The sequence below is a fragment of the Actinocorallia aurantiaca genome, from assembly GCF_039533685.1.
Classification (GTDB): Bacteria; Actinomycetota; Actinomycetes; order Streptosporangiales; family Streptosporangiaceae; genus Actinocorallia; species Actinocorallia aurantiaca.
Genome location: NZ_BAAATZ010000007.1, coordinates 343,805 through 353,457, shown reverse-complemented (window position 1 = coordinate 353,457; position 9,653 = coordinate 343,805). Strand labels below are relative to the sequence as shown.

Below are 9,653 nucleotides of genomic sequence, written 5' to 3'. Positions count from 1 at the left end.
GGGTGAGAACGCCAAGGCGGTCGAACTCGCCTACGTCGAGAAGATGATCGTCCTTCCGGCGACCGGGCGCGCGGCCGCGGGCTGGTGGAAGGCGCACCATCAAACCCTCGTCGCCCTGGCCGGGCGCCGCCCGGAGCTCCGCGGGAGGCTGCTGAACCTGATGCCGGAGCCCGAGGACAGGGACTTTCCGGCTCGATGGCTGGAGCTGCTGGAGGAGTCCGGCGCCACCGTCGCGCTCTGGGACCCCGACGGCGTTCCCGAAGAGGCGCGGCCCGAGGACGGCAGCGCCGGCTGGCTGCGCCGTTTCCTCCGGGTGTGGATCCAAGGGGGGGACTGGGCCTTCGCGCCGGGCCTCCACTCGGTGGTCGAACGCATGGCGGACCGGCTGCGTGCCGAACTGGCGGCTTCCGGCGCGGAACTCGAAGTGCGGCACCATCCCGGCCTGCTGGACCAGCTGCTCGCGCTGGACGTGCCGGTGGCCGATCCTCCGGCGGGCCATTGGCTGGGCCTGAGGCGCTGGGCGGAGGACGAGAGCCGGCGCGACCTGGTGGCGCTGTCGGCAGACCGGCGCTTCCACGGGGCCTTCCACGCGGGCGCCGACCGGCTGCGCGGGAACGAGGCCGCGCTGCTCGCCCTGGCCGCCTCTCCCGGCGGTCGCGTGATGCTGGCCGAGTGGGTGGGAGAGACCGTCCGGCGCTCGACCGCCGCGGGCCTGCCGGGCCTGCCCCGGGCGCTGGACCAGCTCGTCCGGCTGCCCGGAGAGGTGCTGGCGCTGGCCGAGGACGCGGTGCGGGAGGCCGTCTCCGCGGACCTGCCCCCGATCCTCACGCGGACGCTGCGGGCAGGGATCTTCGATGAGCTGGGCTGGCCCGCCTGGGAGGAGGCGCTCACCGCTCTCGCCGCCCCGGAGAAGGCCGCCGAGGTGGTCGTCGCCGACGCGTGGCCCGAACTGATCGTCTCCGGCCCCGCGCAGGCCAGGGTGATCGGCGCCGAGGGCACCGTGCTCACCCACGACCTGCGCGTCCCCGCCGACGCCGACGCCGAGGGCGTCCCCTGCTTCTCCTACGTGGACGGCGGGCTTCTCGCCTGCTGGCCCCGGCGGTCCGGCGACTCGTTCTCCGGCTACTGGCACACCGACGCCGGCCGGTCCCTGAACATCGAGAACCACGGCCGGTATGGAAGACGTATGTACTGGTACAAGGGCGACGAGCCGGTCAGCCTGCCGGTACCCGGAGGCGGCCGCGCCACCGGCACCGGGGTGCTGCACCGTGGGGACACCGTGCTGCCCGAGATCGAGAAGGTCATCACCGACGGGACGTCGTACTGGGTCTGGCGGGGCGGAGGCGCGGGAGAAGAGGGCTGGTACGAGTACGACCCGGCGAGCGGGGAGCGCGGCCGTAAGAGCATGCCGGGCTTCTTCGCCGACGCGACCAGCGGCCTGCCCGACGGCGGCTCCTTCCTCTTCGGCTGGCTGCTGCCCGTCCCCGTTCCGGAGGCCACCCCGGTCGGAGCCCCGGTGGACGGGGTGCTCGGATGGCGGATCGTGCGCCTTCCCGACGGCTCCTACCGGGGCGAGGACCTGGCCGGGAACGCCGTCACGACCGACAGGAAGTCGGTGCCGTTCAGCGCCCTGTTCCTGCCGGGGAACGAACGGCCCCTGGCGGTGGTGCGCGGGTACCACGAGATCGAGCTGGTCGACCCGGACGGGGTCGTCACGTCCCACGTGCTGACGAACGGGGCTCCGGGACCGTTCGCGGAAGGCAGCGCGCTTCTACCCCCCGTCCGGTACTGGCACTGCCTTCGTCCCCGCGACCCGCGCGGTTCGGCGGCTCTGCGCCGGATCGACCGGGACACCGCCGCCGCGCTCCTCAAGGCGATCGCGGAGAAGAAGGACCCGCACCAGGCCGTCCGCGAGCTGCTGCCGGACGTCACCCACAAAGCCCTGGTGGCGGGAGTGGCCGGGGTGGTGCGGTACGCCGCCGCCCAGCAGGCGCTGCTGGAGCGGGCGGCGGAGCGGATGGAGCGGGTGCTCACGGAGGAGGCCGTGCGGGAGGCCCCGGCAGGGCCGCCCGACCGGATACTGCACGAGGCGATCAACGGCCTCGGCTACGCGCGGCTCACGAACAGAGGAGACGAGGCCGGTCTCTTCGGAAGGCTCCGGGCCATCGCGCACGCCATGAAGGCCGAGGCCCTCCGCCCGTTCCCGGACGGACGGCCCAGGATCCACCTGGACGGATTCGCGCTGCCCGAGTCCAGACTGCGGCCGGACTTCCTGCTCGGGGGGCGGGCGGCCGTGGCCTACCGAGCGGTGTCCTGTCTCACCGGAGCGGAGCAGTGGGAAGCGCTGCGGGCGCTGATGGAGACCTTCGGAGAGCTGGGGCTGGCCCCGGCGGGGAAACAGCCGTCCCGGTGGCGGTGGTTCCGGCTGCGCCTCGCCCGGACCGTGCTCACCAAACCCGACGGGACCTTGCGGAGCGGCCACTGGCAGGCAGCGCTCCCCCTGGGGGGAGGGGCCCTCCTGGCCGTCCTGGACTACTCCCTTCCGGCGGACGGGGGCGAGTTCACCGCGTGGTTCCACGATCCGGCGGGACGATTCGAGGTTCCCGCTCCTTACACGGTGATTTCATCCGCACCGGTCGTCGACCCGGAGGAGGCGGTCCGGCTGGAGGACCTCCTGGCCGAGACCGCCGCACGCGGTCCGGCTCCGTGGTTCCCCGAAGCGGCCGCGGAGTTCTCCCGGCTCACCGGGACCACCGAGATCACGGCCCGCCTGGTGGTCGCGGGAATGCCGGGCCTCGACGGCCTCGAACGCAGTTCCCTGCCGCCCGAGGTGCGGGCCGTGCTCAAGGTCAAGGCCGCCGACGCCGCCATGGCCGGGGACGGGCTCCGCAGGCTGAGCGCGGAGGTCCGGCTGGCCGTGGTCGGCGCCCTGGTGCCCGCGGAGCCGTCCCGGTTGTGGACCGAAGGACCCGACGTCGCGGCGGCTGCCCGGGTGTGGAATGCGAGAGTGGGCAGGCGGGTGGCGGTGCCCGAAGCGCTCATGGCGGAGACGGCCAAGATGGTGTCGACCGGCTGGGAGGCCGTCGACGCCCTGCCCGCCCTGCTCGACCCGGAGTCCGCACCCCTGCTGAGCCGGGACCTGAAGTGGACCATGCGGCAGAACCGCGTCACCCCCGACGAGGAGGTCGCCGGTTTCAGTGACTCCGTGCTCGTCGGAGCCGTCGCCACGGCGGCCTGGCTCGCCCACCGGCTCCCCGCCGGGGACGCGATGCGCGCCCGGCTGCCCGCCGCCCTCACCGCCGTCCGCGAGCGGCTCGCCAACTCCGACCTGCTGCTCAGCCTCGGCTGGTACGTCGACCGCCACCGGTTCCGTGAGATGGCGGGCGCGCCCACCGAGACGGGAGAGGGCTTCGAGCGGTACGGCGCGGTCGTGCTGGGGACCATAGGCGACATCGCCTACCCGGCCTTCCGGCCCGCGCTGCTGGACGAGACCGGCGAAGACCCCTACCTGGCCGTGCTGCGCGGCGACGCCTCGACGCGGGGTTCCGCCGAACTGGCGGTGAGCGTGGCCCGGGACGAGCGGTTCGCCGCGCTGCTCGCCGACCCCGGCGACCCCGCGGCGGGAGAACGGGCCGCGGACGGCACCTGGTGGCCGCAGGACCCGTCCCGTTCCGTACCGGACCTCGTCGCCGAGGCCGCCTCCCTGCTCGGGCTGGGCACGGACGCCGCCGTCCTCTACCTGATGCTGCTGGCCATGCCCGACCCCACCGACAAGAACACCGCCAGGTGGACGGGCTGGAAACCGGCGCGGCTCAAGGCGGCCCGCGCCGAAGCCGCCGCCACCGGCCTGGTGATCGAGGCCCGCCGCACCCGTGCCGGACGGTCGCTGTTCCTGCCCGGCGGCTGGCTGCCCCTTCATCCTCCGCGCCCGCCGCTGGAGGAGTGGAAGATCCCGCTGTACGACCTGACGGAAGACGGGGGCGCCTCCTGGCCGCTCAGTGTCGCCGTCCCGATCGAGCCGGCGGCTGACCTGTACCGCAGAGCCTGGAGACGTGTCCGGGAAGGAGACGTCCCGCGCTTCGCGGACCTGGACGTCTCCCGGACCCGGCGCCGCTGACCTTTGACCCCGACGGGCGGCCCCTCCCGCCCGCATCCCTCCGACCCCCAGAGAAGGAAGAACCGATGCCCTCCACCGCCCAGGTGACGGAAGCACCCGCACGGCAGGCGCTGCCGGCCGAAGAGCGCTACGCCGGCGAACTGGCGTTCCTCGCGGCCTACGACTCCGGCCCCCGCCCGCCCGGCTGGGCGCTGACCCCGAAGGCCGTCGTCACGTTCGTCTGCGGCGGCGGGGACGAGCCGCTGCGCCTCCCCGCGCCGGTGAAGGGCGTGCCGGACCGCCTCGTGGTGACGCAGAAGTTCGTCGGCGAGCGCGCCCTCGTGGAGCGGTGCGTGGTGACCCTCGCCGGTGAGCGCGGCCTGCTGCTCGTCGGGGAGCCCGGCACCGCCAAGTCGATGCTCTCGGAGCTGCTGGCCGCCGCCGTCTGCGGCACCAGCGCCCTGACCGTGCAGGGCACCGCCGGGACCACCGAGGACGCCTTCCGCTACGGCTGGAACTACGCGCTGCTCCTCGCCCAGGGCCCCACCCCGCAGGCGCTCGTCGCCTCGCCCGTCCTCACCGCGATGCGCACCGGCCGCGTCGCCCGGATCGAGGAGGTCACCCGCTGCCTGCCCGAGGTGCAGGACGCGCTGGTGTCGATCCTGTCCGACCGGAGGGTGAGCGTCCCCGAGCTGTCCGGCACCGACGACGCCACCATCTCGGCGTCCTCTGGTTTCACCGTCATCGCCACCGCCAACCTCCGGGACCGGGGCGTGTCGGAGATGTCGGCGGCCCTCAAGCGCCGCTTCAACTTCGAGGCCGTCGACCCCATCGCCGACGCCGCCGCCGAGACCGCGCTGATCCGCCGCCAGGCCACCACCGCCGTCGAGCGCGCCGGAGCGCCCTTCTCCGTCGACGACTCCGTCCTCGACGCGCTCGTGACCGTCTTCCGCGACCTGCGCTCCGGGCGTTCCGGCGAAGGCTGGGACGTGGAGAAGCCCAGCACGGTGATGTCCACGGCCGAGGCCGTCCAGGTGGCGGTCTCCCTGTCCCTCGCCGACGCCTACCTGTCCGCCGGGGACCCCCTGGACCTGATCCCCGGCCACCTCCTGGGCGTGGTCCGCAAGGACGACCCGTCCGACCACGCCCGCCTCCTCGGCTACTGGGACGGGCCCGTCCGCCGCCGGGCGGAGGACGGCGCCGCGATGTGGCGCCGCCTCTGGGACCTGCGGGAGACCCTCCGCTGAGAGCGGGTCGTCCCTGTCCTTTCGGCCATAGGCAACTACGGGAGAAGCACGTTGACCAGTACTGTCCACGAACGGGAAGCCGTGGAGCCGCGCGAGGCGGTGGAACTGCTCGCCGCGAGCGGGCGTCCGTTCCTGCTCGGCGTCCGCCACCACAGTCCGGCGCTGGCCGCCGTCGTCCCCGCCCTGCTGGAGGCGGCCGGGGCCGAGGTGGTGTGCGTCGAACTCCCCGCGGACTTCCAACGCTGGATCCGGCATCTGGCGAACCCCGGCACCACCGCGCCGGTGGCGCTCGCGGGAATGCGTGGGGAAGGCGGGCTGGGCTTCTACCCGTTCGCGGACTTCTCCCCGGAACTGGCCGCGATCCGGTGGGCGCACACGCGCGGAGTGCCGGTCGTGTGCTGCGACCTGCCTCTGGAGGACAAGGGCTGGTCCGAGGAGGACCCCTTCTCGGACGCCGCCCGGTCCGACGTCTTCGCGGGGGCCCTGGCGGCCTCCGGAAGCGGACGTGACGGGGACGACCTGTGGGACCGCGCCGTCGAGGTGCTCGCACCGGGATGCAGCCCCGAGGCCGTCCGCCGGGCGGCGCTGGGAGTGGGCTGGGCCCTGCGCGAGGACGCCGGGGGAGGAACCGGGATCGCCGCCGTCGACCTGGCCCGCGAAGCGCACATGCGCGACATCCTGACCAGAGCCACCTCAGGGGGCCGCCGGGTGGCCGCGGTCGTCGGAGCCTTCCACGCGCCGGCTCTGCTGCTTCCGCCCGAAGAAGGCGGCGGTCTCCGCGCGCCCGCCGGGAAAGCGGCCGCGGCGGACGCCGCTTCGGAGGCGTCCCACGCGTCCGTGCCCCCGCCGGCCGAGGACGACGGCGAGCTCCGCGCGCTCGTCGAGGGAACGGTCGAAGGCGACGCGACCTCGCTGGTGCCCTACGCGTTCGACCTGCTGGACTCGAGGTCGGGATATCCGGCGGGGATCAGGGACCCGCAGTGGCAGCAGGAGGTGTTCCTGGCGGGCGGCGACCCCGAGGCGCTGCGGGAGGCCGCGGCCCGGGCCACCACCGGAATCTGCCGGGCGATCCGGGCGGCCGGTCACACGGCGGGCACGGGGGAGGCCGCCGAGACGCTGCGGGTCGCGTGCGACCTGGCCATGCTGCGAGGCCTGCCCGCGCCCGGCCGTGGCGAGCTGGTGGAGGCCGTGAGTACGGTGCTCGGCCAGGGCGAACCGCTCGGACGCGGCCGAGCCGTCGCCAGAGCGCTGGAACAGATCCTTGTAGGGACGAACCGGGGCAGGCTCGCGTCCGGTACACCGCGTTCCGGCCTCGGCCCGTCCGTGGAGAGGGAACTGGCGGAACTGCGCCTGCCCCGCCCCGACGAGCCGGACTCGAAGGAGCTGCGGCTCGACCCGCTGCGGTCCGCCCTGGACCGCCGCCGCGAGACCCTCCTGCAGCGGCTCCTGGTGTGCGGGATCGGCTACGGCGAGCAGGTGGAGGTGGCCGGCACCGGCGACGGCACCGCCCTCACCACCCGCTGGCGGATGAGGTGGACGCCGGGCGTGCCGGCCCGGCTCGACCTGGTCGGGGTCAGGGGCGTCACCGCCGCCCAGGCCGCCGAGGGCACCCTCGGCGAGGAGTTCCGCCGCGAGACCGCCGAGGACGGTGCCACCTGCGCCCTCCTCCTCCGCCACCTGCGCGCAGCCGCCGCCTGCGACCTGCCGGACCTTGTTGCGGCACGGCTCACCGACCTCGCCGAGACGCTCCCCGCGTCCGGAACGCTCACCGAACTGATCGCGGGCCTGGACCTGCTCGAGGCACTGCGCCGCGAACACGTCCCCGGAACGACCCCCGCCCTGCGCGACGACGCCGCCGAACTCTCCACCGTCCTGCTGGAATCGGCGATCGGCGCCCTGCCCGGCCTCGCGGGGAGCGACCGCCCCGAGGACGCGGCCGCCCTGGTGGACCTGACCGCCCGCGCGGGCGAACAACGCCTGGGCCTGCGCCTGGACGACGCGCTCGGCACCCTGGCGGGCACCGGCTCCCCGATGATGCGCGGCGTGGCCCTGGCCGTCCGCGTCCTCCTCGACCTCGACGACACCGCCTCCCTGGGCTCGCGCGTCGTCGGCTGGATCGACACCGCCACCACCCAGGAGGCGCGCACCCGCCTGCACCGCCACCTCACCGGCCTCCTCAGCGCGGCGGGGCCCCTCCTGGAGAACGCCCCCCAGGCCCTCACCCCCCTGATCACCCGAGTGGAGACCCTCTCCGACCGGGCCTTCCTCTCCCGGCTCCCCGCCCTGCGCGGAGGTTTCAACACCCTCACCCCCGCCGCCCGCTCCCGCCTCCTGGAGACGGTCGCCGCCAGGCTCGGCGACCGCCCGGACCTCACCCTGGACATCTCCCCGGATCTCCTCGCCCTCTGGACCACCGCCGACACCGAGGCCTTCCAGTCCCTCCGGACGCTGGACCTGCCGTTCTCGCCGCGGCCCGCCGAGCCCGGAAAGGAGGACGACACGGAACCGGGGGAGACGGAGCAGGACCCGTCCGACCCCGAGCCTTCGGCGGCCGTCGAGAAGCCCGTACCGAGAGAGAACACGCTCGACCCGGAAGCGGGCGAGACGCGACTGACGCCGTCCGACCGGTGGAGGCTGCTGCTCGGCAGGGAGAGCGAGAAGCTCTCGGCCGGCGCCGGTCGCTACGGGAAGGCCCTCGACGAGCTGTACGGGGCAGGTCAGGGCGAAGGAGCCGACGGCTTCGGATCCGGAGGTCCGGGCGGCGGACAGGAGGAGTCGTTCCCCTCGGTCCGGGAATGGGCCGAGGAGCTCGAGGCGCTGTTCGGCGACGAGGTGCGCGAGGAGGTCCTGGCCCGCGCCGCCGAGAACGGGCGGACCGACGTGCTCTCCGAGCTGAACCCGGACGCCGTACGGCCGTCCGTCGAACTGCTGACGACGGTTCTCTCCCTGGCGGGCGGCATGCCGGAACAGCAGCTCGCCAAGCTGCGCCCCCTCGTGAAACGCCTGGTGGAGGAACTGGCGAAGGAACTCGCCACCAAGATGCGGCCCGCGCTCACCGGCCTGGCCACACCCCGCCCGAGCCGCCGCCCCGGCGGGAAGCTCGACCTGCCGCGCACTCTGCGGGCGAACCTCGCGCACACCCGCGAACTGGACGACGGGCGGCTCGTCGTCATCCCCGAACGCCCCATCTTCACGACCCGCTCCCAGCTGTCTTCGGACTGGCGGCTGATCCTCGTTGTCGACGTGTCCGGCTCGATGCAGGCGTCCGTGATCTGGTCGGCGCTCACCGCCGCCGTGCTGGGCGGCGTCCCCACCCTGTCCACGCACTTCCTGACCTTCTCCACCAAGGTCATCGACCTGACGGGCCATGTCGCCGACCCGCTGTCCCTGCTGCTGGAGGTGAAGGTCGGCGGCGGCACCCACATCGCGGCGGGCCTCGCCCACGCCCGCTCGCTGGTGAAGGTACCCAGCCGCACCCTCGTCGTGGTCGTCAGCGACTTCGAGGAGGGCTACCCGGTGGGCGGCCTCCTCAACGAGGTCCGCACCCTCGCCTCCTCCGGCGTCCACCTCCTGGGCTGCGCAGCCCTCGACGACCACGGCATCCCCCGCTACTCCAAGCCGATAGCCGGCCAGCTGGTGGCAGCCGGCATGCCGGTCGCCGCCCTCAGCCCCACCGCTCTGGCCCGCTGGGTCGGCGCCCGCCTCCGCGGAGAGACCTCTTGACCTCGAACCTCCACCTCCCCCCGGTCGCATCCGACGTGACGGCCGCCGCCGTGGAGAGCCTCACCTCCCGGCTACGCAAGAAACTGGACGCCGCGGTGGAGCAGTACGCGGCGGCTCCGGCCACCGCCGGGGACGACGGCTCCGTGACGGTCGTCTGCGGCGAGGACACCTCCGTCGTCCTGACCCCCGGCCCCTCCGGCACGCTCACCTCTCCGGAACAGGCGGTGTGCAGCTGCCTGCTCGCGCCCCGCTGCCTGCACCGCGCAGCCGTCCTCACCGCCTGCCCCATCGCGGAACCCACCGGTTCCGATGAGCCGGATGCCGTGGACTCCGATGACGCGGCGTCCGTCGACGCGGCGTCCGTCCAGGACTCCGGCCCGTCCGGGGAGGGAGCGGACAAGGCCGCGTCCGTTGTCGCGGTGGGCGCCGGCGAGACCGCGCGGGAATCCGGGAAGAGCCTCGCGGCCTCGGCTCCCGTCGGCTCGGCGTCCGCCGTGAACGCGGGCGGCGCCGCGCCGGGGAGCGAGGAGAAGCTCAAGCCCGCGCAGATCCACGCGGCGGAGAGCCTGCGGCAGGCCGCCGCCGCG

Annotated in this window: 3 protein-coding genes; all 3 read left to right on the top strand. The window is 74.2% G+C overall.

Annotation, left to right across the window (positions count from 1 at the left end; genetic code table 11):
* Nucleotides 1-4,117, top strand: a 4,117-nt coding sequence (locus tag ABD327_RS12060) for a DNA-binding protein (protein WP_344450403.1), incomplete at its 5' end; no start/stop codon positions are given.
* A gap of 65 nt (nt 4,118-4,182) precedes the next feature.
* The gene (locus ABD327_RS12055; RefSeq protein WP_344450402.1) at nt 4,183-5,343 is read left to right on the top strand and encodes an ATP-binding protein; all 1,161 of its coding nucleotides are present in this window, start codon (nt 4,183-4,185) and stop codon (nt 5,341-5,343) included.
* A 51-nt stretch (nt 5,344-5,394) separates the two neighbouring features.
* On the top strand, nt 5,395-9,066 hold the full coding sequence (locus tag ABD327_RS12050) for a vWA domain-containing protein (RefSeq protein WP_344450401.1): 3,672 nt from the start codon (nt 5,395-5,397) through the stop codon (nt 9,064-9,066).
* Nucleotides 9,067-9,653 lie beyond the last annotated feature (587 nt).

Coding starts and splice junctions, on each gene's coding strand:
- ABD327_RS12055 (WP_344450402.1), top strand. CDS start 4,183: ATGCCCTCCACCGCCCAGGTGACGGAAGCACCCGCACGGCAGGCGCTG.